Origin of the sequence: Methylobacterium sp. J-072, from assembly GCF_022829425.1 — a bacterium.
Lineage (GTDB): Bacteria > Pseudomonadota > Alphaproteobacteria > Rhizobiales > Beijerinckiaceae > Methylobacterium.
This window is the reverse complement of sequence record NZ_JAKSYK010000075.1, coordinates 18,131-43,179: the sequence shown is the minus strand read 5'-3', so window position 1 is coordinate 43,179 and position 25,049 is coordinate 18,131. Positions and strand designations below refer to the sequence as shown.

Here is a 25,049-nt window from a genome sequence, read left to right as displayed (position 1 = left end):
TCGACGTCGGTCTTGCCGGCTTTTCGCCGATCGGTGCCGGACGCCGTCAGCGCCCGGTCTGCTTCCGCCACGCGGCGAAGTCGGCGAGACTCTGCTCGTCGGTGGCAGGATAGAGGCCGAGGATGGAGCGGCCCTTGCGCACCTCCTCGGTGACGAAATCCTCGTAGGCGGTCATCTCGACGGCCTCGTCGGCGATCGCGTCGGCGAGGTGGGCGGGAATCACGGCCACGCCGTCGCCGTCGCCCACGATCACGTCGCCCGGGAAGACCGGGGCGTCGCCGCAGCCGATCGGCACGTTGATGTCGATGGCCTGGTGGTGGGTGAGGTTGGTCGGCGCCGAGGGGCGCACGTGGTAGCTCGGCATGTCGAGCCGGGCGATCTCGTCGGCGTCGCGGAAGCCGCCATCGGTGACGAGACCGGCGCAGCCCCGGATCATCAGGCGGGTCGCCAGGATCGAGCCGGCCGAGGCCGCCCGGGCATCCTTGCGACTGTCGATCACGAACACGGCGCCGGGCGGGCACTCCTCCACCGCCTTGCGTTGCGGATGGGCCCGGTCGCGGAACACCGTGATCGGGTTCAGGTCCTCGCGGGCCGGCATGTAGCGCAGGGTGAACGCCTCGCCGACCATGGTGTCGCCGCCGGCTTTCAGCGGTCGCACGTCCTGGATCATCTGATTGCGCAGGCCGCGCTTGAACAAGGCGGTCATCAGCGTCGCCGTGCTGACGGTCTTGAGCTTGTCGCGCGTTTCAGGAGACAATCCGGGCATCCGCAACTCCTCCCATGAAGACGGTCGCCGTCGAGCCCGGATCGTCAAGGATCCGGCCGGCGCGGATGCGCCCTGGGCGACCACTGATATCCCAGGGCTTGAGTAGGGCGCCGCTCGGAGCCATTGTCAACCGGAGCAGGGGGCGGCTTCGACACAGGCGGAGGATTCGGTTGGCCGATGCGAGGATCTTGACGACGGGTCCCGACGCGAGCGGACTCCTAGCCAACGCGAAGCGGGCGCGATCCCTCGCGGAGACCGCCTACGACGCGATCGAGCAGATGATCATCAGCCGGCGTCTCGCTCCGGGCGCGATGGTGTCGGAGGGCGAGCTCGGGGCGGAGCTGGCGCTCGGGCGAACCCCGGTCCGCGAGGCGCTGGCCCGGCTCAAGACGATCGGCTTCGTCGAGGTCCATCCGCGCCGCGGCGTGCTGGTCACCCCGGTCGACATCATCAAGCATCTCGAATTGCTCGAAGTCCGGCGCCCGCTCGATGAGACTGTGGCCCGCTGTGTGATCGCCCGCGCCTCGGACCGCGATCTCGAGACCCTGCAGACGCACACCGAGGGCCTCCTCGTGGCCGCCGCCGCCCGGGACCGCGAGGTCTACTTCCGGGTGAAACGCGCCCTGCACGAGGCCCTGGTCGGGGCGGCCCACAACCCGACCCTGACCAGCACGATGGGCCCTCTCCACGCCCAGTCCCGGCGCTTCTGGTACACCTACGAGCCCACAGCCAGCTTCCTCGACTGTGCCGGGATTCACGCGACGATCGTGGCCGGCATCGCGGCCCGCGAGGCCGAGCAGGCCCTTTCCGGAATCGGCACGCTGTTCGACCTCCTCGACCGGATGACCCGTCGCGCCCTCGACCGCCGGCCTCTGGTCTGACAGGTTGACCGGGCCACCCGCGGCCCTATCTTGAGACTGACATATCAGTCGCATCCCAGGACATGGCATCGGTCAGGCTGAGGCCGGAAACATCGGCCTGCCGCCCCTGGGAAGAATCCTCCGGGCGGCGTCATCGCCAGGGAGAAACGGCTTGAGCGGATTGCCCCCACGCACCGGCGCGCAGGTGCTCGTCGATCAATTGCTCATCCAGGGCGTCGAGCGGGTAACCTGCGTCCCCGGCGAGAGCTACCTCGCGGTCCTCGATGCCCTGCGCGACAGCGGCATCGACGTGCTCGTGTGCCGGCAGGAGGGCGGCGCCGCGATCATGGCGGAGGCCGCCGGCAAGCTCACAGGCCGTCCCGGCATCTGCTTCGTCACCCGCGGCCCCGGGGCCACCAACGCCTCGGCGGGAGTCCATATCGCCCGCCAGGATTCGACGCCGATGATCCTGTTCGTCGGGCAGATCGCCCGGGCGATGCGCGGCCGCGAGGCGTTCCAGGAGGTCGATTACCGGCAGATGTTCGGCGGCCTGGCCAAGTGGGCGGTGGAGATCGACGACGCGGCCCGCATCCCGGAGATCCTGGCCCGAGCCTTCCGGGTCGCGCTCCAGGGCCGGCCCGGGCCGGTGGTGATCGCCCTGCCGGAGGACATGCTCGACGATGTCGCGGCGGTGGCGGACGCGCCGCGGGTGGTCCCGGCCGATCCGGCGCCGTCGCCCGAGGATGTGGAGCGGCTGCGCACGATGCTGGCCGCGGCGCAGCGGCCGGTCGTCCTGCTCGGCGGCGCGCGCTGGACGGAATCCGCCCGCGCTGCCCTGGCCGCCTGGGCCGAGCGCCACGACCTGCCGGTGGCGGTCTCGTTCCGGCGGGCCAACCTGTTCGATGCCGACCACCCGAATTTTGCGGGCGAACTCGGGATCGGGCCGAACCCGGATCTTCTGGCCCGGATCAAGGGCTCCGATCTGCTGCTCATGGTCGGCGGCCGCCTCTCCGAGATGCCGGCGCAATCCTACGGCCTGCTCGGCATCCCCGATCCCGGCCTGCCGCTGGTCCACGTTCATCCCGACCCGGAGGAACTCGGCCGGGTCTACCAGCCGGCGCTGGCGATCCAGGCGAGCCCGAGGGCGTTCTGCGCGGCCCTGCCGACCTACGACGCGACGCGGACCGGCCGCGCCGCCGAGGCCCACGCCTCCTATCGCGCTTGGTCCGAAACGCCGGAGCCGAAGCCCGGCGCGTTCCAGTACGGCCAAGCGATCACCTGGCTGCGCGAGCGGCTGCCGGCGGAGGCGGTGATCTGCAACGGCGCCGGCAACTTCGCCACCTGGATCCACCGCTACTACCGGTTCCGCGCCTTCGGGACGCAGCTCGCCCCGACCTCGGGCTCCATGGGCTATGGGCTGCCGGCCGCCGTGATGGCCAAGCGCAGCCAGCCGGATCGGATCGTCGTGGCGCTTGCGGGCGACGGCGACGTGATGATGACCGTGCAGGAATTCGCCACGGCCGTGCAATACGGCATCGCCATCGTGGTCGTGGTCCTGGACAACGGCATGTACGGCACGATCCGGATGCACCAAGAGCGCGAGTATCCCGGGCGCGTCTCGGCGACCGAGCTGCGCAATCCCGACTTCGCCGCCCTGGCCCGCTCCTGCGGCGGCCACGGCGAGCGCGTGGAGCGCACCGAGGAGTTCGCCCCCGCCTTCGAGCGCAGCCTCGCCGCCGGGATTCCGGCGATGATCCACTGCCGCGTCGATCCGGAGGCCCTGACACCGACCATGACCCTCGCGGCGATCCGCGCGAAGGCCCTGGCGGCCCGCGAGGGCTGACAGCCCTCAACACCGACCCGGTGCGGAAGACCCGCACCCCATGTGAACAGGAGTCGACGATGATCGTGCGTGGTGAGAACCTGATCGGCGCTCAGGCCCGGCGAGGCACGCAGGCCGCGTTCCGGGGCATAGAGGCGGCCACCGGCCAAGACCTGGAGCCCGACTTCCCCGGCGCCAGCCTCGACGATCTCGACCGGGCCTGCGCCCTGGCGGATTCCGCCTTCGACACCTACCGCGAGACCACCCCGGAGGCCCGGGCGGCCTTCCTCGAGACGATCGCGGCCAACATCCTCGATCTCGGCGACGACCTCGTCACCCGCTGCATGCAGGAGACCGGGCTGCCCCGGCCGCGGATCGAGGGCGAGCGCGGCCGCACCGTCGGCCAGCTGCGCCTGTTCGCCGGCGTCCTGCGCGAGGGCAGCGCCTTCGAGATCCGCATCGACCCGGCGCTGCCGGACCGCAAGCCGCTGCCGCGTCCGGACCTGCGCCTGCGCAACGTCGCGCTCGGGCCGGTGGCGGTGTTCGGCGCCAGCAACTTCCCGCTCGCCTTCTCGGTGGCCGGGGGCGACACCGCCTCGGCGCTGGCCGCCGGCTGCCCGGTGATCGTCAAGGCGCACCCGGCCCATCCCGGCACCTCCGAACTGGTCGGCCGGGCGATCCAGAAGGCGGTCGCCGCCTCCGGCCTGCCGGAGGGGGTGTTCTCGCTGCTGTTCGATGCCGGCCAGTCGATCGGGCAGGGGCTGGTGGCCGATCCCCGCATCGCCGCGGTGGGCTTCACCGGATCGCGCCGGGGCGGCACCGCCCTGGTCGAGATCGCGGCCAGGCGGCCCCGCCCGATCCCGGTCTATGCCGAGATGAGCAGCATCAACCCGGTCCTGCTGTTCCCGGGCGCCCTGGCGGCCCGGGGCGAGGCGATCGGCCGGGCCTTCGCGGCCTCGCTGACCCTCGGCGCCGGTCAGTTCTGCACCAATCCCGGCCTGATCCTGGCTGTGCCCGGCCCCGGCCTCGACGCCTTCCTGGCCTCGGCCACGGCCGCCCTGCGGGAGAGCCCGGCCGCGACCATGCTGACCCCGGGCATCCACCGGGCCTATTGCGAGGGCGTCGCGCGGCTCGCCGGCCACGCCGCGGTCACGCGCCTTGCCGAAGGCCCCGAAGGCTCCGCCACCCAGGGCCGGGCGGCCCTGTTCGCCACCGATTCGGACGCCTTCCTGGCGGAGCCGGAACTGCAGGAGGAGATGTTCGGCGCCGCGGCCCTGGTGGTGCGCTGCCCCGACCTCGCGGCGGTCCGCAAGGTGCTGGAGCATCTCGAAGGTCAGCTCACCGCCTCCCTGCACATCACGCCCGAGGACCACGCGGCCGTGCGGGAGCTGCTGCCGCTGCTTGAGCGCCGGGTCGGCCGCATCCTGGTCGATGGCTTCGGCACCGGGGTCGAGGTGGCCCACGCCATGGTCCACGGCGGCCCGTACCCGGCGACCTCGGACGGCCGCACCACCTCCGTGGGCAGCCTCGCGATCGACCGGTTCCTGCGGCCGGTGAGCTACCAGGACCTCCCCGACGCCCTGCTGCCCGCCGCCCTCCAGGAAGCCAACCCCCTCGGCCTGCCGCGCCGGATCGACGGCGCCCTCGAACGCCGCTGACAAGCCCAGGCGCGCGGGGACAGGCGCAAGCCGCCCACACCCGCGCGCCATCGGCTCAAACGGTGTCGTTCGAGCCCCATCGACCGCTTGCCAGGCCGGGGCAGCCCGTCTAGACAGCCCCGGCCCACGGTGGGGCGTCGCCAAGTGGTAAGGCAGCGGTTTTTGGTACCGCCATTCCCAGGTTCGAATCCTGGCGCCCCAGCCAAGCTTCCGTTAAGTCATTGATCTGATGGCAATCGGCTCGCAGCCGCTCCCGCGGCACGGCCGATTGTACGCAGCGCTGTTGCACGCGCTTGTCCACAGGGGCAGGCCGTTGACACTGTGTTTGATCCTCCCCCGACTTCACGGACAGGAGGTTTAGCTCGCGTTCCGTTCCGCTTGCTCAGACGTCCGGACGTGGTCGAGACGGCGACGGTTGGACGCCGACCGGGCACTCTCGGGACGGGATCGCCAGTCGTAGTAGCCATTGTGAGAGACTTCGAGCACGCGGCACATGAGACGCACCGGCCAGGTGCTCGCATGCTGCTCGATGAAAGCGAACGTCACTTGGGCATCTCCGCAAAGATGCCGATCGCTTTTTTTTAGGACGTCGCGCTCCATGCGCGTCCGATCGAGTTCACGCCGCAGACGAGCGATCTCGGCGGCTTGGTCGGAGGGGGAAGCCAACGGGCTCGCAGCCGCGGCTCCTGGTGATGCTGCTGCCCGTGGTGGTGGTGAAGAGCCTCCCATCAGCGCCGTGCGCCACTGCCTCAGCATGCAGGGTTGGATCCCAAGTTCGGCCGCGATCTGCATCTGTGGTCGGCCCCCGCCTCGCGTTTGAACCCGGGCGTGAACTCCCGGCTCGTCTTCGCCATCAAACACCTTCCCAGCCAGCAAGGAGCGTATCAGAGGTGCCCATGGGGCCGGGGGAGGATCAAGATGCAGGGCGATGGCTCTGTGGGCGAGTCACGGCCAGGTGCTGCGGCGAGGTCGAATTCCCCGCCGGGGACGAAGGGCACCCCGGGGCGAGGCCCGACGCCACCTGTTCATCCACCTCGAAGGCTACGACAAGCGGCAGCGCATCCACTTGGCGGTCAGCTTCCCGATGCCCGAGCGCCGCCCGATCGCGTCGCGACCGGGCGGAGCTCCGAGTTTTTGGCCGAACGCGCCCGTCGCCTACCAAAGATGCATCAGGACATTGGAAAGCTTGGCGAACCAGCTGGTCGACGCGGCGTGACTGGGCTCGGCATGGTTGAACTTCTCCATCACGGCGATCGCAGCCTTTCGCTGGCTCTCGGAAATGGAGAACGTCTGATAGTTGGCGGCCTTGCTCACCGGCGGAGTCCCGGCTGAGCCCTGCGTGCTTGTCCCGCTCGCAGTCGCGGGCTGCGACGAGCTCGTCGGGCTGACCGGGCTCGGGGTAGCGGGGGACGAGACAGGCGCATTGCCGGTCGGCGCTTGCAGGCTCGGGCTGACGGTGGGCGAACGCGTCGCGCCGGCGAGCGCCGACTGTGCCGGGCTGGCGGTGCCGTTGGTCGCGCCTGCCGTTGGGCTGGTCGGGACGGTGGCAGCCGCCGGCTGGACCGGGCTTGTCGGCGCGTTGGTCGGACTGATGCTCGCGGCCGGGGAAGTCGGGATGCCGGTTGCGCTGGTTGCCGCACCGTTCGTGCCCGTCGGAGCCGGGCTCGTGGGGCTGGGCGCCGTGGCAGGGACTGCGTTGGCGGGCGCGGTCGTGACGGTGGAGGTCCCGCCTGCAGATGCAGAACCAGTGATGGTCGGGGCCGCCGTTCCGGAAGAGCCGGGTGTGATGGCAGCAGCGCCCGCGGCATTCGATCCTGCGGCTGGTGTATTGGCCATGCCATTTGCGGGCGTGGGCGCGGCGACCGTATTCGTCGAGCCGGTGGACGAATGATTTGCCACGTTGGACGCGGTCGGACTCGCCGTGCCGGTCGAGCTCGCGGAGGCGCTGGCCTGCGCGGCGGGGACGGTGGAACTCGTCGCCGGGATCGCGGCCGCGTTGGACGTCGCGCTGGCCGTGACCGGGCGCGTCCCGACCGATGCGGTGCCGCTCGCTGCATTCGTCGTGCTGGTCGAGCTCGGGGCAGTACCAGTCGCACTCGGAGCGGCGCCTGCCGGATTCGGCGGGACGGTGGCGCTCACGGTTGGGCTTGTCGTGCCGGCAGACCCCGTCGACGGGGCGGCCGCCTGGGGTGTCGCGCTGGCGGCTGCCGCAGGGGGCGTAGCCGTCGTCGTGCTGCCGATCGCCGAATTCGTCGCGCCGGTCACGCTGGGAGCGGCGCTGGCCGGAGCGGTCGAGACGGTGGAACTCGGGGTCGTGGTCGTCGTGCCGGTGGTCGAGCTGCTTGCCCCCGAGGTGTTGCCAGTCGTCGAACCGGTCGCCGGCTTGGTCGTCACGCCGGTCGTCGTCGCAGAACCGGTGGCCGGGCTGCTCGCGCCCTGGGACGAATTGGTCGACGGTGTCGAACTCGCCGCACCCGTCGTGTTGCTCGAAGGGGCCGCACTCATGGTCGTGGCGCTGGCCGTGGTCGTGGCGGTCGTACTTGTCGATGCGGCCGCCGCGGGGGTGGCGCCGTACAAACCCGGATCCTTGCCGTCCGGGCTCGATACGGCATCCTGCTTGACGGCGACGGCCGTCGGATCCTTCGAATAGGCCCGAACGTAGTCGATTTTGGACGTGATCGGCACACCGGCGCTGTCGGCGTTGTTGCCGCCCGAACCCTGCGTGGCCAAATTGACCAGCATGTACATCGGGCTGTGCAGATCCGAGGGGGTGGCCTGCGAGCCGGCCAGCTGGCCGTCGACGTAGAAGCTGAGCCGGTCGGCCTGCCAGTCCATGCCGTAGGTGTGATAGCCGTTCTCGTTCGGCATCTCGCTGGTGACCTGGCGATTCTGCTGCCAGGGAATATTCGGCGTCTGGTCCGTGGTGTGGATCGTGCTGTAGACGGTCTTCGGCCCACCGCCGTATCGCTCGACGACGTCGAGTTCCTGGTGCTGACCCGCATTGTGCGGATCCGGTGTCTGCTGGTTGGGCAACAACCAGAACGCATCCCACGCGCCGACCTGCTCGGAGAAGTCGGCCCGGACCTCGAAATACCCGTAGGTCTGCGAGAAGTTGCCCTGGGTGGTCAGCAGGCCGGATTCCCAGCTGCCGGGAACGCCCGACGACGTCCTGTCCGGCACCGCGGTGATCGACAGGGCGCCGTTCTGAACCTGGAACGGGTCATAGCCCGAGCCCTTGTCCACGAAGGACGAGTGACCGAAGCCGACATCGGCGTTCGCATCGCCGCGGTCCTGCGCGCGGATATCCGCCCAGGTGGTGCCTGCTCCAGTTTGTGAAATGCTGCGCGTGTTGAATTCGTCGTCGAAGGTCAGCTTGTAGCCGGTCAGATCGACCATGAATGTTTCCCCAGACTTGCAGCAAGGCGCGATTCTTCGATCGCAGCACAAGAAAGCTTGCCTACGTGGCGTCAGGTCCCCGAGACGACGGGCAACCGGCTCAGCTATGTTTTCCTATATTTAACACTGTGGAAACAATACGTACGTGGTTGCGCTGCTGTCAAGATTGGTATGGGCTCAGAATTCAAGCTACTCTTTTTGATGTATATAGATTAGGCACTGCAGGCACCGTGTCGGGGATTGACAGTGTCCGGCAGGCCCCACCCGCGTGTAGCTTTATAGTCCTGTCCTTCGGCCGGCCCGGGCTCGTTGGAGAAGGCGCATCGGACGGTTCTGGATCTGTCGGCGCTTGGTCGCAGCCAGCGCCTCGCTGCCGAAATCCAGCGCCGGTCGCGGCATACGCTGGCGGATCGTCGCGCAGGATGAGCGCCGCAGGGATCTGCTTCGTCGCGGTGCGGCTTTCGATCCCGGTGGGAAAGCGGCGCGGCAGATCCGGGAGGGCGCCCAAATTTTGAGCCCCTGGCATCCGAAGGCCGGGCCGCGGATCAGGATCGGCCGCAGGGGCTCGACACGAGAACCGGCCGCGTGCGTCCTGGATTCCGCTCAGGCTTCCGCCAGCAGGCGCTCGTACTCGCCCTCCGCCGGCCCATAGGTATCGCCGGCCAGATCCTTCAGCCTGTCGCGGTCGAGCACGGTGATGCGCCCCTCGCTCGCCCGGACCATGCCGGCGCCGCTCAGGACATACAGGGCGGCGGTGACGCCGGTGCGGCGCACGCCCAGCATCATCGCCATGAACTCCTGGGTAAGCGGCATCGCTTCGGCGTTCAGCCGGTCATGGGTCATCAGGATCCAGCGGGCGAGCCGCGCCTCGACGTTCAATTCGGCGCTCGCGTAGACCGTATAGCCCATCTGGATCATCAGGCTCAGAACGTAGCGGCCCAGAACGCCCCGCAATCCCGGGCTCGCTTGCAGCGCCTCGCGCAAGGCGGAAGCCGGGATGCGCAGAGCCTCGCCCCCGCCCTGCACGATCCCCAGGACGGGACCGCGATCGGTCCCGAGCACGAGCGGCACGCCAGCCAGCCCCTCCTGGCCGACCAGGCCGATCTCGATCCGACCGCCCTCGGTGGCCGCCACGAGCGAGACCAGGCCGGTCTCGACGAAATAGGCGTGCGACAGCGGCTCATGGGCGCGGATCAGGGTGTCGTGGAGGTGGAGCGGCCAGCGCTCGAGAGCCGGGGCCAGACGGGTGAAGTCCTCCGGCGCCAGGGCGCCGAGCAGGCGGTTGCGACTGTCGGATTGCTGAAGCTGAAGCATGGCTCTGCTCCCAATCAGGGCAAGAGTACGCGGCCTCCCAGTCGTCCGCGCCCGAAAAATCCGACGGACAATCACACAGCTATAGTACTATTTTACACAGAAAAACAGCGCCATGATAAGGGTACGATTCCGGACACAAGGAATATACCTCTATATAAATCTGGTCCAAATCCATCTGGAGGCTTTGTATTCACAGCTCAGACGATCTTTACTGAATCGATACTCGGTGCATGAACCGCAGATGGACTGGAACGCACGGATGCTCACTGCTCGGCCAGCCGACATGGCGGCCTACGCGACCCATCCCCGGAGCCTGACGAACGAACTCGGCTTTTCACTGCGGGAACGCACGGTTCCGAAGCAGAACGAGATTCTGGTCCCCGGGGCCACGCCAAACGTCGCTCACCTGCTGCTGGCCGGCCATACCTGCCGCTACCGCATGCTGCAGGATGGCCGTCGCCAGATCACCGCCATCCTGGTTCCCGGCGACATCTGCGACCTGGAAGCGATCCTGGCGGGGCGCTCCAGCTATGCCGTCAGTACGCTGACCCGCTGCACGCTCGGCGAAATCCCGCTGTCGCGGTTCACGGCGCCACACGATCCGGCCCTCGCGACATTCCTGCAGCGCCGCCTGCGCCGCGACGAGGCCATCGCCCGCGAGTGGATCGTCAGCCTCGGCCGTCGAGACGGGATCGAGCGCACGGCGCATCTGTTCTGCGAATTGCGCTGGCGGCTTGCCGAGGTCGGACAGGCGACGGAAGACAGCTGCAAATTGCGCATCACCCAACACGACCTGGCGGATGCGCTGGGCCTGACCTCCGTGCACGTGAACCGCGTGCTCATGCATCTGCGCGCCGAAGGGCTGATCCACCTCAAGGCCGGCCAGCTGACGATCATCGACCGCACGCGCCTGAAGCACTTGGCCCAGTTCGATCCGGCTTATCTGGTCCCGTGATCGCCGCCCCGGCTGGTCTGCGTCGACCTCCATGCGAAGGCGCATCCCGGCGTGAGGTCCGGGATGCGCCTTCGATAGGGACCGGCCACCTCAGCGGGTCGGCAGCGCGGTCGCGGTGACGACACGGGTCGCGGTCGGGACCGCCGGGACGAGGCGCGGCGTGGTCGCCAGTTCCGTTGCGGGACGCTGGGCGGAGGTCGCGCGGGCCTGCTCGCGGTAGAGCGGCGGTGTCAGGGTGAGGGCCTCGTCCGCCAGAGCGGAGCCGATCATCGGCAGGGACGCCAGGGTGGCGATCAGGAAGGGTCGCAGGGTCATGATAGGGTGCCTCTCGCTATCCAGGCCCGAAGCCCGGTGTCGAGGCGATATTTGCGCTGCACTGCGTCATGATTCAAACAGATAGGATCGATACTGGAAATCGATACTGTCAATGATCCGGACGGCGTCAGCCTGTGCCGGCGAGAACCGCCCATCCGTATGGGGCCATGCGGCGCGTCGTCTCCGCGGGCCGGATGCAGTTCATCGACGGCCATGCTAGGCCCCTCGGGTCCGTCGAAGTCGAACGGATACCAGTCCTCGAACTGAGACATCGCATGCTGGGCTGGTTTCGTGCACTGATGCCGAAGGAAGATCGGTTCTTCGACCTGTTCGAGCGTCATGCCGCGACGATCGTGGCCGGCGCGGCCGCCCTCCGGGCGCTGCTCGACGGCACGGAGGACGTGCCGGTGGCCTGCCAGGCGATCGCCGACCACGAGGACGAGGCCGACACGATCACCCGCGAGGCCCTGCTCGCCGTGCGCCGGACCTTCATCACCCCGTTCGACCGGGGCGACATCCAGGCCCTGGTCGGCTCCCTGGACGACGCCATCGACCAGATGCTCAAGACCGCCAAGACCGTGCAACTGTTCGAGGTCACCGCCTTCGAGCCCTCGATGCGCGAGATGGGCGCGGTGATCCAGGAGGCCGCCGCCGCCACGGCCGAGGCCCTGCCGAAGCTGCGGGCGCTGGGCGAGAACGCGACCGTCCTGAACACCCTCACCGAGCGGGTGATCCAACTCGAAGGCCGGGCCGACGACCTGCACAATGCCGGGCTGAAGGCGCTGTTCAAGGCGTCGCGCCAGGATCCCATGGCCTTCGTGGTCGGGGCCGAGCTCTACGATCACCTGGAGAAGGTCATGGACCGGTTCGAGGATGTCGCGAACCAGATCAGCAGCATCGTGGTCGAGCATGTCTGAGTCGATCGCGTGACGCTCCTGATCGTCCTCATCGCCGTCGCCCTGGTCTTCGACTTTCTGAACGGCCTCCACGACGCGGCCAATTCGATCGCCACCATCGTGTCGACCCGGGTGCTCGCACCCCGCTACGCCGTCATCTGGGCGGCGTTCTTCAACTTCGTGGCGTTCCTGATCTTCGGCCTGCACGTCGCCGGCACGGTGGGGTCCGGCATCGTCGACGTCACGATGGTGACAGACCGGGTGATCCTGGGCGCGCTCGGCGGTGCGATCAGCTGGAACCTGATCACCTGGTACGCCGGCATCCCGTCCTCGAGCTCGCATGCGCTGATCGGCGGCCTGCTCGGGGCCGGCATCGCCAAGGCGGGCTTGAGCGCGATCGTCTGGCCGGGCGTGATCGCCACCAGCGCCGCGATCGTGCTCTCGCCCGCCCTGGGCTTCGGCCTCGGGCTGCTGCTGATGCTAGCGGTGTCGTGGATCTTCGTGCGCTCGACACCCCACGCCGTGGATAGGCTGTTCCGGGGGATGCAGTTCGTCTCGGCCTCGCTCTACTCCCTCGGCCATGGCGGCAACGACGCACAGAAGACCATGGGCATCATCGCGGTGCTGCTCTACGCCCACGGGGAGGGGGGCGGCGCGTTCCATGTGCCGCTCTGGGTGGTGCTCTCCTGCCAGACCGCCATGGCGCTCGGCACGCTGCTCGGCGGCTGGCGCATCGTCCACACGATGGGCTCGAAGATCACCCGGCTCTCGCCCATGCAGGGCTTCTGCGCCGAGACCGGCGGGGCCGTGACCCTGTTCGCCGCCACCGCGTTCGGGATCCCGGTCTCGACAACCCACACGATCACCGGGGCGATCATCGGCGTTGGCGCGGCCAAGCGCGTGTCGGCGGTGCGCTGGAACGTCGCCCAGGGGATCGTGGTCGCCTGGGTGATCACCATGCCGGCCGCAGCCCTGGTGGCGGCCCTGGTCTACGGCGTCTCGGGCTTCGTGCTGCCGTGACCGATCCGGCGTCGGAACAGCAGGGCGGGACACCGTCGGCCCGGCCCTGCCGGCGCGTGGCGGACATCACATCCGCCGCGGATCACTAAATTTGGGTTTCTTAATATTGCAGCTCGTATAGAATTGGAGCGTAATCCCTAATATTGCATCCAATAGGGTCCTGCTTGTTGCTTATCGCGGCCCTTTTGTTCGCGCTCGGGGTTCTGGAAGGCTGGCGCTACCGGGCCCCGATGGTGGTGGCGAGCTCGATGCTCATCGCCCTGGTCTGCCTGCCGCTCTGGGCCCTCGCCGCCACGCTCGACGCCGGGAAGGTGCTGGTCCTGCTCGCCTATCTGGCGGCGCATCAATCCGGCTTCCTGGTGGGGGCCTATCTCAGCGCCGGCCCGCATCCCGACCGGTGAAGCCGCTCACCAAGTCCAGACGATCCGGCCGGCAGAGTGACAGATCACCACCCAGATCCCGATCGAGACGATCAGCGACGCCACGACCACCGGGAGGGGCGGCTTCCTGCCATCCACCCGGCGCAGTCTCACGAATGCGTCCTTCACGCGCAGCCTCCCGGGCGCAACCTGCGCCGCGGGCCTCAACGGAGACGTTCAGGAGAAAGTTTCAGGTTGCAGCTACGCCAAGCCGGATCGCCGAGAAGGCGACGGCTTGGGCAATGCCCCCATCGCGGGTGCTGCAACTCAGGGGCCGAACTCCACCGGCACGCTGAGGTCGGCTACACCGGTCTCGGCCAGCAGCTCGGCCGGGGGCGGCTTGAACGGGCTGGCGCCCCGGACCGCCCGGAGCGCCCGCTGGTCGAGGCCGGGGGAGCCGGAGCTGCTCTCGATCTCTGCCTGCCGCACCGATCCGTCGGGGGCGATCGCGACGTGCACCACCACGGTGCCGGCCGCCCCGCGGGTCTGCCCGCGCCGGTCGGTCCGGTCGACCGCGTCGATCCGCGTGACCAGCGCGGACAGCCAGCTGCGCACCGCGGGCGTGACGCCCGTCCGCGCCTGCGCCGGCCAGGGCACCAGCAGGAGGCCGAGCAGGACGGTTCCGTGGGTCAACAGGCGCGACGACATGCTGGAACAACGACCCTACGGCGGAATGAACGCATCCATCCTTACGCCGAAGGGTTTACCGGCCGTCACCCGAAAGCCGGGCTGCGGCGAGGCGCCGCCCGGGATGATGCGGGCCGGCGCTGGGGCGGCCCGGATGCCCGGGCGCCCACCATCGATATCGCGCGCTCGCGCATGACGGGGATGACCCCGACGGGTCATTCTCGCTGCCACCCGGACCGAGGGGCGAGCGGATGGAAAACTTGATCCATGATGCGAAAACCGCCTAGCTTGATGCTTATGGTGGTCGATTGTCGGACTTCGACCCCAAAGTATGATCGCCGACTTCGCCCGCACACAGGGCGCCGCGGCGGCACCGCTGGAGAGATCCTTGCGCGGGCGCCTCGAAGCCTCGGCGAGTCCCATGGCATCCACCCCGATCCAAGAGAGAGCCCACATGACCCGATTGGCCGAGCTGCAGAGCGACCCGGCGTTCCAGCAGGCCGTGCTCGCGGTGCGCGGCGCGGCCAGCACCCTGAGCGGCCGCGCCGTCACCGCGGAGGAAGCCAGCTTCCTGGTGGGTGTCGCGCTGGCCACCTTCGCCAATGCCGGCGGCCTGAACGAGCCGAGCCTCAGCCGCCTCGGGCGGTTCTCGGACACGCTCGGGCAGAACGAGACCGTCGACAGCCTGACGAAGCACTGAACGCGCGGGGGTTTCTCGGGGAGGGGGCACGCGGCTGCCGCGGCGGGCCTCGCTACAAAAACCCCGTGCGCCGGGCCAGCATCACGCCGAAGGCCAGGCAGGCCGCGAGGCTGACCGCCAGCATCGCGACATTCGTCCAGAACCGTACCGGACGGCTGGAGCCCTCGATCCCGCTGGCGCGGAGCCTGACCCAGGGAACGTAGAGAAACAGCGCGACCACGGTCAGGACCAGGAACGCGAAACTGGCGATCCGGCCGGAAAACAGCGCGATCCCGGCCAGGACGGCCCAGCCGAGCACGATGCCCAGCATCGTGAAAAGCGCCGTCATATTCACGTCCGCATCATCCCCTCATCGGATGCATCGGCACGCCGTCATGCGCAGGACGGAAGGCTCACCCGGGAGGACCGGCTTTCTCGCGATCCGATGCGCACGATCAACGCTCAGCACGAGACTTCACGCAAGAGCGTTAGAAAGTCCGGATCCGATTACGCTGGCGTCGAGATATCTGGTGCTGCGAGACAGGATTGAACTGTCGACCTCTTCATTACCAATGAAGTGCTCTACCACTGAGCTACCGCAGCAAGCGCCGTGGCGACCCCGCTCGGGGGCGTGTCCGTCCGGCTGAGGGGGGCAATAACGGATCAGCGACGGCTTGGCAACGGTGAGTTACGCGTCCGCCGCCTTTACCTGCCGGCAGGTGGCGCGAATGATCGCGGCAAGGCCGGGTTCGGACACGGCCTCGGCGGCCTCGGCCGGCGTGAACCAGCGCAGCTCGCGCTGGTTCACCTCGGGGAAGGTCTTGAGCTGCTTGCGGACCTTGAGCGGGAACACCTTGACCTGGCACAGGACCGCATCGAGGTTCTTCAGGCGCTTCTGGTAGACATAGTAGCCGAGCGGGCGCTTACCGACATCGCCGCGCAGGCCGGCCTCCTCGTAGGCTTCGCGCGCCGCCGCCTCGAACGGCTTGCGGCCCTTCATCGGCCAGCCCTTCGGGATCACCCAGCGCCGGCTCTCGCGCGAGGTCACCAGGAGAATCCGATCCTCGCCGTCGCGCCCTTGCTGGAACGGCAGGACGCCAACCTGCCGGCGCGGCTCGGGCTCGTCTTGGATCGCGGCCGTCACGGCTGCACCGGCCGGGTCGAAACCCTGGTCGCGCCCCGCCGGATCATCGGCGTGGCAGGGGGGTGGAACGGAGCACAGATGGTCGGATCCTCGGTCGGCATAACGCTGCATCAGCAACAAAATACGCAGTATCAGCAACTGCCGTCAACATAACCGCACGGGCCAAGGAAAAGTTCGACACAAGACTGATATCTCCGCACCTCCTATTTGTTGCTCGGCTAAAGCCGGATCCGTCGTCCGGTCATCCGATCCGCCGCACCGCACGCTCCCCGGAGACCGGCGCCGCGGCGGCAGCCATCCCGGCGGAGACCGCGTCGGCGCCCGGAGCAGGCGGCGTGTTGCCGGTCGGCATGATGGTCGGGAGGGGGGCGAGCGGCTTCGGACCGGCCGGGACCGGAACGTGCTGCGGTGCCTCGGGTTCCTCCGGCTCCACCGCGGGCACGGACGGCGCCAACGTGTTCGGCGGCTCGCGCCACGCGAAGGCGTCGAGACGTCCCGTGACCGGCGAGACCGGCGCCCAGGTATCAGAGGCGATGCCGTCGGCGATCCAGACCGGATCACGCGGCGCCCGGGCCGCCCGGGACAGCCACTCGCGGGCCTGGCCCGACGCCGCGCCGTGCTCGGCCTCCTCGATCGCCGCCATCATCAGGCTGGAGCGGACGGTCGGCCGGTCGGCGAGCAGCGGCTTCAGGGCCTCACGGGCTCGGCCGTAATCGCGCGCATCGAGGCCCGCCTGCGCCACGGCGAGACGGGATTCCGGATCCCAGGAGGACAGCTTGGCCAGCGTCTCGGCCCGGGCCAGGCGATCGCGGACCGAATCGCCGGTCCGCAGGCCGAGATAGACCGTGGCCAAGTCGGGATGGGGATTGGCCTTCCACGCCGCCTCGACGACCTTGGCGGCCTTGCGCAGGTCACCCCGGCGGGCGAGCAGCCGCCCCGCGATGCAGGCCGCCGGAACGAGGTCGGGGGCGAGTTTCACCGCCTGCAGCACCCGCTCCGCGGCGAGCTCGGGCTCGCCGGCCTCGCGCTCGCCTGCAATCGCCGTCAGCAGCACGGCCCGCTGGCGCCGGGCGGTGGCCTTGTCGATGAGCCCGAGCGAGGAGCGCCGCTCGACGGCCTCCAGGGCCGAGGCCCAGTCGCCGTCGGCCGAGTGTGCCTCGAGCACCGCCTCGTTGGCCCAGGTGACGCTCGGGGCGAGGCGGGCCGCCTCGACCGCGTAGGCGCGGGCGGCGGTTTCGTCCTCGCGGCGGCGCGCCTCCACGAACAGGCCGCGCAGGCCGAGCACCCGGGTCTCAGGGTCGTCGACCATGCGCTGGAAGGCGCTCTCGGCGGCGGCGCGGTCGCCGGAGATCTGGGCCGCCTGGGCCTTCAGCAGCAGGGTCAGGGGCTCGGGCCCGAGCAGACGCTCGGCATCCCCGGCGTAGCGCCGGGCCGCGAGGGGATCGCCGGAGCCGACCGCCACCATCCCGCGCGACAGGGCCGAGAAGCCCTTCGCCCGGCGACGCTCGGCCGAGCCGCGCACCAGCGCGTCCGGCAGGCCGATCACGCCGCGCACGATCGCCCAGAGCAGGCCGAGGACGATCGCGGCTGCGATCACGCCGACCAGGGCGACGGCAAGGCTGGTGCCGATCTGGTAGCCGTTCCAGACGACGGTGACGGTGCCGGGCCGGTCGGCGATCCAGACCGCCCCGAAGGCGGCGAGTGCGAGCAGGGCCAGGAAGGCGAGGGCGCGCCACATGGGGTCAGTGTCTCCTGTCGACGGCCGCCGGGCGGCCGCCGCTGGGTGCGGGAGAGGCGGGGCGCCCAGGCGCCCGGCCGGAGGGGATGCAGCCGCGCGATGCGCGGATTGGCGCCGTCACTATCGGGCGGCCGGAGCCGCCGGCGCGGCACCGGGGGCCGCATCCGTCGGCAAGGCCTTGAAGGCGCCGGCGAGCAGCGTCCGCACGGCCTCCTCGGCGGCGGCCCGGGCCTTGAGCTTGGCGGCGAAATCGCCCGCCTGGTCCCGCGCCTCGGCCGGCAGGGCCGCGAAGGCCGCAGACGCCGCCGGCAGGTCGCCGCGGTCGAGCGCCGCCTGGACCTTGGCCTCCGGTTCGTCGGATTCCTCCGGGGCCGGGGCGGCAGCGTCGACCTTGCGCACCTGCACCAGTCCGTCGGCCATGCTCAGGAGCTTGGTGCGGAAATCGCCGGTCTCGGCCGCGCTCTTGGCTCGCTGCGACCGGCGCTTGGCGGCGATCTGCTCGGCGACCGGCCGAAACGCGTTGGCGAGTTGGGCCGTGGTCGGCGCGCCCTTTTCGGCGAAGGGCGCGAGCGCCGCGGCCTGGGCTTCCGCACCCGGGTCGAGGTTGCGCAGGGTCGCCAGCGGCTCGGCGTAGGGCATGCCGGCCGCCAGCGCCGAGGCGACGCGATCGGCCACCACGACCCGCAGGGCCGCCTGGACGGTCGAGACCTCGGCGCGCTGAGCCAGGCCCTTGTCCAGAGCGGCGATCTTGTCGGCCTGCTCCTGCAGGCGGCGATCGACCGCCTTCGTGGCCTCGGCCGCCTGGGCCTGCCCGGCCTCGGCGGCGGTGCGGCTCGCCTGCGTGGCCGCCTGAACCGCCTCGGTGGCGGCCTTCACCCGGGCGTCGAGGGCCTGCTGCAGAGTGTCGAGGCGCTGACCCAGGGCAGCGTCGGCCTCGGCATTGGCCTTTGTCCGCTGCTCGACCTCGCCCTGCAGGGCGGCGACTTTTTTCGACGCCTCGGCGACCTCGCCCTTGTTCGGCTGATCGGACTCGAGCGCCTTCACCCGGGCGTCGAGATCGGCGATCGGCTTGGGATCGGCGGCCTGGGCCACGCCGAGCTTCGAATCGCTCCCTTGATCCCGCCCGGGCTCCTCTTGAAGCGCGGCCACTCGCTGATCGAGGCTGTCGAGGCGCGCCGCGAGATCGGCCGGCACGGCTAAGGCCGCCGCGGGGGCCTGCCCGTCTGGCGCGGCAGCGCCGGGCGCCGGAGCCTTTTCCAACGCCTGACGCGCCGCGGCCTCGGCGGCGGCGACCCGCTTGTCGAGATCGGTGACGGCGTCGCGCGGGGCGAGCCCATCCACGCGCTTGTCGAGGGACGCGACCTGGCCGGACAGGGTCGAGTCGGGTGCGTTCGGTCGCAGACCGCCGCTGAGGCCGGCGCGCTCGGCACCGAACAGCGCGCCCGCGCCGATCAGGCCGCCGAGCAGGCCGGCCGCCGCCAGGGATCCGAAGCCGGCCCGGGCACGGCCGCCCGGCGGGGTCGCGCCCGTCAAGGCCGTCGAGGTCGGGACCGGTCCCTTCGCGGGTCCCTTGGGGGGTTCCTTCGACGCTTCCCTGGCGGCGTCCTTCGCGCCATCCTTGGATGCGTCCTTCGCAGCGTCCTGGCCGGGCGCCGGCGGATCGGGAATGCGCTTGGCCTTCAGGTCGAGGATCGGTCCGGCCGTCATCGCGGCACCCGTGGCCGCTGCGCCGGGACGGGGACCGCCGCCCGCCTGCGCCCCCGCGCCCGGCTGGCCGGGCTTGGCGGGATCCGGCTTCGTGGGATCCGGCTTGGCCGACTCGGTCTTGCCGGCTTCAGTCTTGCCGGCGTCAGGCTTGCCGAAGTCAGGCTTGCCCGGCTCGGCCTTTGCGGGCTCGGGCTTCGTCCCGGCAACTCCCGAAGCCAGCTTGGCGGCTTCGGGACCGGACGACGCCGTGGCGCCGGGCTGCGACGCCGCAGGCTGTCCGTCAACAGGGCGGCCCGGCGCAGCGGCGGAAGGCTTGGACTGATCCGTGGGACCGACTGGTTTGCCGGCTTCGGGCTTACCGTCGGCCGGACCGGGCGTGCCCGGCTTGGCGGCCGAGACCGGATCGGTCGCCGGCTTGGGCGGGTTGGCCGACGGGGATCCCGTGCCGGGCGTCGCCGGCTGATTCGCAGTGGCCTGCGCAGGCCTGGCGCCGCCCACCGTGGGTGCGGGCGACTTCGCGCCGGGCCGGGACTCGGTCCGGCCGGGATCGGGCTGCACGGGCGTGGACGGGGCGCCGCCCGGCTTCGGACCGCCGGTTCCGGGCTTGTCGGCGTCGCTGGGTGGTGGCGTCACGGGCAAGTCCTCCAACTCTTCGGCGGTCGCCGCGCCCCCGTAGCACCGCGGCGGCACCGGGCGCGAGGGCGAGATACGGCGGCTCTGTCCCGCTGTCACCGCGCGCCGTCACCGAGGCGCGGCGCGAGGGCATCGAGCAGGTCCGTTTCCCGCGGTCGTGCCGCCACGACATGGACCGGGATCCCGGCGGCTTCCAGGGGGAACGCGACATCAGCCGACAGGCAGTAATGCCTCAGGCGGCGGAAAGCTCCGCCGTGTCCCGATCCGTCCGCGAGCGCGAGCGCGACGGCCGCACTGCGGCGGGAATAGTGCAGCACGGCATCGAGGTCCCCGCCCGCGAGCGCGTCGCCCACGGAAGGGGGCAGGGTGAGAACGGGCGCCGCCGCGTAGATCTCGACGATCACGACCGCGAATCCGGCGGCCGTCAGGCTCGCTGCAGGCTCGGGTTTGCGCGCGGTCCCGGTGGCGTGGAGCAGGCGGGCACCGGTGGGCAGCACCGCCGCGACCAGGGCGGCGAGCCCGGCCGCGTCGCCCGGCCCCTCCCGGACCGGCCCGAGGCCGGCCGCGCGAGCGAGCGCGGCGGTTCGGGACCCGACCGCGAAGACCGGCAGGCCGCGCAAGACGGCCGTGTCCCGCAGCGCCGGCACCCCGTTGGCGCTGGTGAGCAGCAGCCCGTCGAAGGGTCCCTCGGGCACCGCCGCACCGGTCGGCCGCACCGCCAGCACGGGGGCGACGAGGGCCGAATGCCCGCGCGCCGCCAGGGCCGCACCGGTTCGGGCGGCCCCCGGCTCGGGCCGGGCGACCCAGACGCGCAAGCGCTAGCCCTCCAGGGTCAGGCGGACGCCGTGACGTGCCTGCGCCCCCGGCGGCAACAGGCGCTGCGAATCGCGCGCCGCGAGGGGCCCAGAAAAATCCGCCCAGTCGGCGTAGCCGGTCCAGCATTCCAGCGACAGAAACGGCGCGGTCGGCTTCGTCCAGACGGCGAGATGCGGAAAATCGGCCATCTCCATGCGGATCGCCTTGTCGGGTCCGGTGAAGCGCATCCGGCGGCTCTTCGCGTTCCGGAACACGAATGCTTCGGTGAAGATGTTTGGGTCGAGGGGCAGCGTATGGCCCGTGATCGGGATCGGCTGCTCCTCGCGCAGCAGCAGGCCGCCGGGGCCGACCTGGGGCGCGAACGGGCGCTCTTCCTGCTCGAATTCGACCGCGTAGCCACCATCCTTGGCCCGCGTGCCGCCCGCGAAGGGCCACGGGAAGGCCGGGTGGAAGCCGAGCGCGTAGGGCAGGGGCGCGTCGCTGGTGTTGGTCACGGTGACGTCGAGGTCGAGGCCGGCCGGACGCACCCGGGCGGCAATGTCGAGCCGGAAGGCGAAGGGGTAATGCGCCCGGGTCTCCGGCGCGTCGGTCAGCCGCAGAATCACCGCGTCGGCGCTGCGCTCCACCACCGCAAAGGGCAGGTCCCGGGCGAAGCCGTGCTGCGCCATCGGGTAGCTTTCCGACCCGACCTTCACTTGGCCGCCGGCCGAGGCGCCGACCACCGGGAAGAGCCAGGGGGCGTGCCGGTTCCAATGCGCCGGGTCGCCGCTCCATAGATACTCGGTCCCACCGACCCGCCAGGAGACCGGCTCGGCCCCGTGGGTGGACAGCGTGGCCGTGGTGCCGTCCGGCGCGGTCAGGTCGATGCGCGTGCTCAAGCGGGCCTCCCGGGCGATCCTCGGACAGCCGAGGTAACGGACGCGGGCCGGGACGCAAGGGGAGGGTCGCGTCTCACGCCACCGTTCCCAGCTCCGGCAGGATGGTCTCCGGCGGCCCGGAGGCGACGAGCCGGCCCGCCTCCAGCACATGGACCGCGTCGGCGCTCTCCAGGGTAGACAGGCGGTGGGCGATCAGGATCAGGGTGCGCCGGCCCGAGAGCGCCCGCAGGGCGCGCATCACCGCCCCTTGCGTCTCATCGTCGAGCGCCGAGGTCGCCTCGTCGAACACGATCACGTCCGGGTCGTGATAGAGCGCCCGGGCGATGCCGATGCGCTGGCGCTGGCCGCCGGAGAGCCGCGCCCCGCGCTCGCCGACCCGCTCGCCGTAGCCCCGGGGCAGGGCGGCCACGAAATCGTGGGCGCCCGCGAGCCGGGCCGCGCGCTCGACGGCCGCGAGGTCCGGCGTGTCGAGGCCGAGCGCGATGTTCTCGGCCACGGTGCCGTCCACCAGAAAGACATCCTGCGGGACGTAGCCGATGCGGTTCTGCCAGGCGGGGAGGGTGCTTGCGTCGAGCACCTGCCCGTCCACGGTGATCCGGCCGGTGCCCTGGGTGAGTACCCCCAGCAGCAGGCCTGCCAGGGTCGACTTGCCCGAGCCGGTGCGGCCGGCGAGCCCCACCGTGGTGTTGACCGGGATCGTCAGGTCGATGCCGGCCAGCGCCGGCCGGCCGGCGCCGTAATCGAAGCCGATCCCCTCCAGCCGGATTTCTTGCGCGAAGGGGAGACGCTCGGACGTGCGGGCCACGGGTTTGCGCTCGTCGGCGAGCTCGTCGACGATCACCTGCACCACCGGCCGGTAGAAGCGCATCAGCGAGACCGAGGTAAAAATGTTCTGGAAGGCCGGCAGCATCCGGTAGCCCGCGAAGGCGAACAGGCCGAGCAGCGGCAGGATCCCGGCCACATCCAGCCCCTGGGCCAGGGCGAACAGCACCACCACGATCACCCCGCCGAAGGCCAGGGCCTCGATCACGAAGCGGGGCATCTGGCCGGTGAGCAGGCTCGCCGCGGTCGCGACCGCGTAGGCGCGCGCCGGGGCGTCGAACCGGCCGGCAAAAGCCTCGGCCCGACCGTAGAGCTTCAGTTCGGTGAGTGCGCCGAAGGTCTCCTGCACGATCCGGAACCGGGCCTCGTTGTCGGTCACCGAGCGGCCGCCGAGCCGGGCGAGCCGGGCCCGCATGATCAGGTAGATCCCGACATAGAGGCCGCCGAACCCACCCCCGAGGATCAGGGCGAGTTGCGGCGCGTAGGCCAGCAGGAAGGCGATCACCGCGAGCGCGGAGGTCGCCCGGGAGGCCAGGACGGTGGCCGGGGTCAGCACGCCAACCACAAGCCGGTCAGTCTCGGATAGGACGTTCTTGGCGAGCTCGGCGCTGTTGGCCTGGGCGAAGAACAGCCGCTCGCGGTCGAGATAGCGGAACAGCAGCCGCCGGCTGAAGCCGTAGCCGGCCAGATGCGTGAACAGGAGCTGCGCGTAGGTCAGCCCGGCATTGACCACCGCCGTGGTCAGGATCGCCAAGAGCGCCGCCCCGCCGGTGACCAGCAAGAAACTGCGCTCGTCGGCGAGGCCGAGGGCTTCGCGAGCCTGGGCCAGATACGGCACCCGGGTCGCCGCCGAGGGGTCGCCGACCAGGGTCAGGAACGGGATCACCGAGGCGACGCCGACCACCTCAAGCAAGGCCGCGACCGCGAGGCCCAGCGCGATCAGCGCGAGCCGCCGCCGGTCGCGTGCGCGCATAATGCGCACGAGGTCGATCAGCGCGCGCATGGTTCGGGACGGATCGGCGGGAGGGCTCGCATGGCCGGGCCGGGCTTAGAGGGCTCGGCGCCGGAGGGGAAGGTGGTTGGAGGCAGGAGGGGCGGTGCGGATCCGCTCCGGTGCTTCGGGAACACCGGCCTCCCACCCACCCCCTCATCCTGAGGCGACGGAGCGAAGCGGAGGGCTCGAAGGAGCCCTCCAGCCGGCCGCGCGATCCCTGGAGCCCTCCTTCGAAGCCCAGCGATCTTCGATCGCCGGTCACCTCAGGATGAGGGGGGTGGGTGAGAGAGCGGGCGCCCAGCCCGATCGTCAGTCGAGCTTCTTCAGCGAGCCCAGGTCCACGTCGCCGTTCTGGCTGGAGAAGGTCAGCGACTTCGTGCTGCCGTCCGACTGCGAGACGCCGCCGATCCGGTGGTCGCCGCTGTCGTAGGTCGAGACCTGGCCGTCGCGCTCGATCAGGAGCCGGTGCTTGTCCGGGAAGAACGCATATTTCATCCCGTTCTGGGAGCCGCTGGTCGAGGGGTCGCCCAAGTCCTTGGGCCAGAAGGGCTCCATACCCTTCATCGGCTTCATCGGTTCCATGGGCTTCATGGGTTCCATCGGCTTCATCGGTTCCAAGGCGCGCCTCCTGTCCGGGTGAGTGACAGGAGGACGCGGCAGGGCCGAAACAGTTGCATCAAGCCGTCAGAGCCGGGCGCCCGGGACCGGCAGCTCGCGGACTTGGCCGTCGAAGCCGACATGGAGCTGATGCTCGCGCCCGTCGCGGTCCTTGGCTGCCACCTCGAGGTGGCGCGGGCCGCGGCCGGTCACCCGCACGTCGCCGTAGCCGGCGGCCTGGACGGCGGCGGTCAGCGCCGGCACGTCCGGGGTGGGCCCGAGACCGAGCTTGTCCTTGGCCCAGTCGAGGCTGCCGGTCGGCGGCCCGCCGGCCGGGCCGATCACCACCTTGCGGCCGTCACCATGGGTCAGGACGCTGGCATGCAGGAACCCGGTCTCGAAGCGGCCCTGCACGGTCACGGCCTCGCCCTTGGCGACGAGGTTGCCGCCCTCGCCGGCGGGACCGGTCTCGACCAGCGCCCGGCCGGTGGGGTCCTGGACCACGAACTTGTTGCCAAAAATCTCGGCGACCTCGCCCTTGATGGCGGTGGCGCTCGACGGGGCGAGCGCCTGGATCGCCACCGGATCCACCGGCGTCGGCTGGAACGCATTGCCCTGTGCCAGGGACAGACCGGCGGCGCCGAGCGCCAGGGGCGCGGCGATCGCGGCCACCACCCAGCTCCGCGCCGGGATCTTTTTGATTGTCTTGGCGGGGGCCGGCTCGCGGATCTCGCGGGCGGTGCCGTCGATGGTGTTGTCGTCGCTCATCGGTGTCGTCCTTTGAAGGTTCGGGACCCGATCGGTCCGTGGCTCCTTCGTAAGGCGCCCCCGCCAATCCGGTCTGAACCGCCCGGTTCAGCCCCGGTTAAACCCGCCCGCCTATGGCCGAGACGCGCGGGCGATCAAGGACTTGGCGGCGCCGGCCGATCCGGGAGGCCGGATTGATGGGCAGCGTCAGAAGACGGCCCTAACTTCCCGCAGCGTTGTGATGTC

23 protein-coding genes, 2 tRNA genes and 1 pseudogene are annotated in these 25,049 nt (G+C 70.4%); 9 read left to right on the top strand and 17 right to left on the bottom strand.

From position 1 onward, the window contains the following. Positions 1 to 46: 46 nt before the first annotated feature. Entirely contained in the window at positions 47 to 766 is a 720-nt protein-coding gene (locus tag MKK67_RS07320) for a ribonuclease activity regulator RraA (protein WP_243963116.1), read from the bottom strand. Positions 767 to 954: 188 nt separating this feature from the next. Between MKK67_RS07320 and MKK67_RS07315 the strand changes: the two genes are divergently transcribed. The 4 genes from MKK67_RS07315 to MKK67_RS07300 all read left to right on the top strand — a co-directional run bounded on the left by MKK67_RS07315 (position 955) and on the right by MKK67_RS07300 (position 5,311). Next, a complete protein-coding gene (locus tag MKK67_RS07315; protein ID WP_243963114.1) occupies positions 955 to 1,647 on the top strand; it encodes a GntR family transcriptional regulator in 693 nt (230 codons plus the stop codon). A gap of 151 nt (positions 1,648 to 1,798) precedes the next feature. Beyond that, positions 1,799 to 3,469, top strand: coding sequence for a thiamine pyrophosphate-binding protein (locus tag MKK67_RS07310; RefSeq protein WP_243963113.1), 1,671 nt, complete (start codon positions 1,799 to 1,801; stop codon positions 3,467 to 3,469). A gap of 59 nt (positions 3,470 to 3,528) precedes the next feature. Continuing rightward, complete coding sequence (locus MKK67_RS07305) at positions 3,529 to 5,106, top strand: aldehyde dehydrogenase (NADP(+)) (RefSeq protein WP_243963112.1); 1,578 nt, start codon at positions 3,529 to 3,531, stop codon at positions 5,104 to 5,106. A gap of 130 nt (positions 5,107 to 5,236) precedes the next feature. Next, positions 5,237 to 5,311: transfer RNA gene (locus tag MKK67_RS07300), tRNA-Gln, on the top strand. Positions 5,312 to 5,496: 185 nt separating this feature from the next. On the opposite strand, the pseudogene MKK67_RS07295 reads toward MKK67_RS07300, so the two are convergent. The 3 genes and pseudogenes from MKK67_RS07295 to MKK67_RS07285 form a co-directional block, all read right to left on the bottom strand. Continuing rightward, positions 5,497 to 5,960 (bottom strand): annotated as a pseudogene (locus MKK67_RS07295) (IS3 family transposase); the annotation flags it as partial. A gap of 301 nt (positions 5,961 to 6,261) precedes the next feature. Further along, positions 6,262 to 8,502 carry a glycoside hydrolase family 16 protein gene (locus MKK67_RS07290; protein ID WP_243963111.1) on the bottom strand — a complete coding sequence of 747 codons (2,241 nt, stop codon included), beginning with the start codon at positions 8,500 to 8,502 and terminating at the stop codon, positions 6,262 to 6,264. A 603-nt stretch (positions 8,503 to 9,105) separates the two neighbouring features. Continuing rightward, complete coding sequence (locus tag MKK67_RS07285; RefSeq protein ID WP_243963110.1) at positions 9,106 to 9,816, bottom strand: Crp/Fnr family transcriptional regulator; 711 nt, start codon at positions 9,814 to 9,816, stop codon at positions 9,106 to 9,108. Positions 9,817 to 10,057: 241 nt separating this feature from the next. On the opposite strand from MKK67_RS07285, the gene MKK67_RS07280 reads away from it, so the two are divergent. After that, on the top strand, positions 10,058 to 10,771 hold the full coding sequence (locus tag MKK67_RS07280) for a Crp/Fnr family transcriptional regulator (protein WP_243963109.1): 714 nt from the start codon (positions 10,058 to 10,060) through the stop codon (positions 10,769 to 10,771). Positions 10,772 to 10,861: 90 nt separating this feature from the next. Here MKK67_RS07280 and MKK67_RS07275 read toward each other — a convergent pair whose 3' ends face one another. Further along, on the bottom strand, positions 10,862 to 11,086 hold the full coding sequence (locus MKK67_RS07275; protein ID WP_243963108.1) for a hypothetical protein: 225 nt from the start codon (positions 11,084 to 11,086) through the stop codon (positions 10,862 to 10,864). A gap of 275 nt (positions 11,087 to 11,361) precedes the next feature. On the opposite strand from MKK67_RS07275, the gene MKK67_RS07270 reads away from it, so the two are divergent. From MKK67_RS07270 to MKK67_RS07260, 3 genes are all read left to right on the top strand, one after another. Continuing rightward, on the top strand, positions 11,362 to 12,003 hold the full coding sequence (locus tag MKK67_RS07270) for a DUF47 domain-containing protein (RefSeq protein WP_243963106.1): 642 nt from the start codon (positions 11,362 to 11,364) through the stop codon (positions 12,001 to 12,003). 9 nt (positions 12,004 to 12,012) lie between these two features. Next, complete coding sequence (locus MKK67_RS07265) at positions 12,013 to 13,002, top strand: inorganic phosphate transporter (RefSeq protein ID WP_243963104.1); 990 nt, start codon at positions 12,013 to 12,015, stop codon at positions 13,000 to 13,002. Positions 13,003 to 13,169: 167 nt separating this feature from the next. Next, the gene (locus MKK67_RS07260) at positions 13,170 to 13,403 is read left to right on the top strand and encodes a hypothetical protein (RefSeq protein ID WP_243963103.1); all 234 of its coding nucleotides are present in this window, start codon (positions 13,170 to 13,172) and stop codon (positions 13,401 to 13,403) included. Between the two features lie 6 nt (positions 13,404 to 13,409). Here the strand turns inward: MKK67_RS07260 and MKK67_RS07255 are convergent, their stop codons facing one another. Next, positions 13,410 to 13,550 (bottom strand): hypothetical protein, encoded by a 141-nt coding sequence (locus MKK67_RS07255; protein ID WP_243963102.1) that lies wholly within the window; start codon positions 13,548 to 13,550, stop codon positions 13,410 to 13,412. A 138-nt stretch (positions 13,551 to 13,688) separates the two neighbouring features. Next, positions 13,689 to 14,069: an energy transducer TonB gene (locus MKK67_RS07250; protein WP_243963101.1), complete on the bottom strand. Its 381-nt coding sequence runs from the start codon at positions 14,067 to 14,069 to the stop codon at positions 13,689 to 13,691. Positions 14,070 to 14,502: 433 nt separating this feature from the next. On the opposite strand from MKK67_RS07250, the gene MKK67_RS07245 reads away from it, so the two are divergent. After that, positions 14,503 to 14,748 (top strand): hypothetical protein, encoded by a 246-nt coding sequence (locus MKK67_RS07245; protein WP_243963100.1) that lies wholly within the window; start codon positions 14,503 to 14,505, stop codon positions 14,746 to 14,748. Positions 14,749 to 14,800: 52 nt separating this feature from the next. Here the strand turns inward: MKK67_RS07245 and MKK67_RS07240 are convergent, their stop codons facing one another. The 10 genes from MKK67_RS07240 to MKK67_RS07195 all read right to left on the bottom strand — a co-directional run bounded on the left by MKK67_RS07240 (position 14,801) and on the right by MKK67_RS07195 (position 24,824). Then, entirely contained in the window at positions 14,801 to 15,076 is a 276-nt protein-coding gene (locus MKK67_RS07240; protein ID WP_243963099.1) for a hypothetical protein, read from the bottom strand. 179 nt (positions 15,077 to 15,255) lie between these two features. Beyond that, positions 15,256 to 15,330: transfer RNA gene (locus MKK67_RS07235), tRNA-Thr, on the bottom strand. An 85-nt stretch (positions 15,331 to 15,415) separates the two neighbouring features. Beyond that, positions 15,416 to 15,871: an NUDIX hydrolase gene (locus tag MKK67_RS07230; protein ID WP_243963098.1), complete on the bottom strand. Its 456-nt coding sequence runs from the start codon at positions 15,869 to 15,871 to the stop codon at positions 15,416 to 15,418. A 241-nt stretch (positions 15,872 to 16,112) separates the two neighbouring features. Further along, the gene (locus MKK67_RS07225; RefSeq protein ID WP_243963097.1) at positions 16,113 to 17,609 is read right to left on the bottom strand and encodes a heme biosynthesis protein HemY; all 1,497 of its coding nucleotides are present in this window, start codon (positions 17,607 to 17,609) and stop codon (positions 16,113 to 16,115) included. Positions 17,610 to 17,729: 120 nt separating this feature from the next. Then, positions 17,730 to 19,949: a translation initiation factor 2 gene (locus tag MKK67_RS07220; RefSeq protein ID WP_243963095.1), complete on the bottom strand. Its 2,220-nt coding sequence runs from the start codon at positions 19,947 to 19,949 to the stop codon at positions 17,730 to 17,732. 95 nt (positions 19,950 to 20,044) lie between these two features. Then, a complete protein-coding gene (locus MKK67_RS07215; protein WP_243963093.1) occupies positions 20,045 to 20,764 on the bottom strand; it encodes a uroporphyrinogen-III synthase in 720 nt (239 codons plus the stop codon). A 3-nt stretch (positions 20,765 to 20,767) separates the two neighbouring features. After that, a complete protein-coding gene (locus MKK67_RS07210) occupies positions 20,768 to 21,643 on the bottom strand; it encodes an aldose 1-epimerase family protein (protein WP_243963092.1) in 876 nt (291 codons plus the stop codon). A gap of 73 nt (positions 21,644 to 21,716) precedes the next feature. Continuing rightward, positions 21,717 to 23,468: an ABC transporter ATP-binding protein gene (locus MKK67_RS07205; RefSeq protein ID WP_243963091.1), complete on the bottom strand. Its 1,752-nt coding sequence runs from the start codon at positions 23,466 to 23,468 to the stop codon at positions 21,717 to 21,719. A 300-nt stretch (positions 23,469 to 23,768) separates the two neighbouring features. Continuing rightward, positions 23,769 to 24,059 (bottom strand): hypothetical protein, encoded by a 291-nt coding sequence (locus MKK67_RS07200; protein ID WP_243963090.1) that lies wholly within the window; start codon positions 24,057 to 24,059, stop codon positions 23,769 to 23,771. Positions 24,060 to 24,143: 84 nt separating this feature from the next. Beyond that, on the bottom strand, positions 24,144 to 24,824 hold the full coding sequence (locus MKK67_RS07195) for a DNA-binding protein (protein WP_243963089.1): 681 nt from the start codon (positions 24,822 to 24,824) through the stop codon (positions 24,144 to 24,146). Positions 24,825 to 25,049 lie beyond the last annotated feature (225 nt).

Excerpts from the sequence above, each read along its gene's own strand:
- MKK67_RS07240 (WP_243963099.1), bottom strand. The coding sequence starts at position 15,076 with ATGACGGCGCTTTTCACGATGCTGGGCATCGTGCTCGGCTGGGCCGTC.
- MKK67_RS07285 (WP_243963110.1), bottom strand. The coding sequence starts at position 9,816 with ATGCTTCAGCTTCAGCAATCCGACAGTCGCAACCGCCTGCTCGGCGCC.
- MKK67_RS07320 (WP_243963116.1), bottom strand. The coding sequence starts at position 766 with ATGCCCGGATTGTCTCCTGAAACGCGCGACAAGCTCAAGACCGTCAGC.
- MKK67_RS07250 (WP_243963101.1), bottom strand. The coding sequence starts at position 14,069 with ATGTCGTCGCGCCTGTTGACCCACGGAACCGTCCTGCTCGGCCTCCTG.
- MKK67_RS07290 (WP_243963111.1), bottom strand. The coding sequence starts at position 8,502 with ATGGTCGATCTGACCGGCTACAAGCTGACCTTCGACGACGAATTCAAC.
- MKK67_RS07275 (WP_243963108.1), bottom strand. The coding sequence starts at position 11,086 with ATGACCCTGCGACCCTTCCTGATCGCCACCCTGGCGTCCCTGCCGATG.
- MKK67_RS07200 (WP_243963090.1), bottom strand. The coding sequence starts at position 24,059 with ATGGAACCCATGAAGCCCATGGAACCGATGAAGCCGATGAAGGGTATG.
- MKK67_RS07225 (WP_243963097.1), bottom strand. The coding sequence starts at position 17,609 with ATGTGGCGCGCCCTCGCCTTCCTGGCCCTGCTCGCACTCGCCGCCTTC.
- MKK67_RS07245 (WP_243963100.1), top strand. The coding sequence starts at position 14,503 with ATGACCCGATTGGCCGAGCTGCAGAGCGACCCGGCGTTCCAGCAGGCC.
- MKK67_RS07270 (WP_243963106.1), top strand. The coding sequence starts at position 11,362 with ATGCTGGGCTGGTTTCGTGCACTGATGCCGAAGGAAGATCGGTTCTTC.
- MKK67_RS07205 (WP_243963091.1), bottom strand. The coding sequence starts at position 23,468 with ATGCGCGCGCTGATCGACCTCGTGCGCATTATGCGCGCACGCGACCGG.
- MKK67_RS07305 (WP_243963112.1), top strand. The coding sequence starts at position 3,529 with ATGATCGTGCGTGGTGAGAACCTGATCGGCGCTCAGGCCCGGCGAGGC.
- MKK67_RS07195 (WP_243963089.1), bottom strand. The coding sequence starts at position 24,824 with ATGAGCGACGACAACACCATCGACGGCACCGCCCGCGAGATCCGCGAG.
- MKK67_RS07280 (WP_243963109.1), top strand. The coding sequence starts at position 10,058 with ATGGACTGGAACGCACGGATGCTCACTGCTCGGCCAGCCGACATGGCG.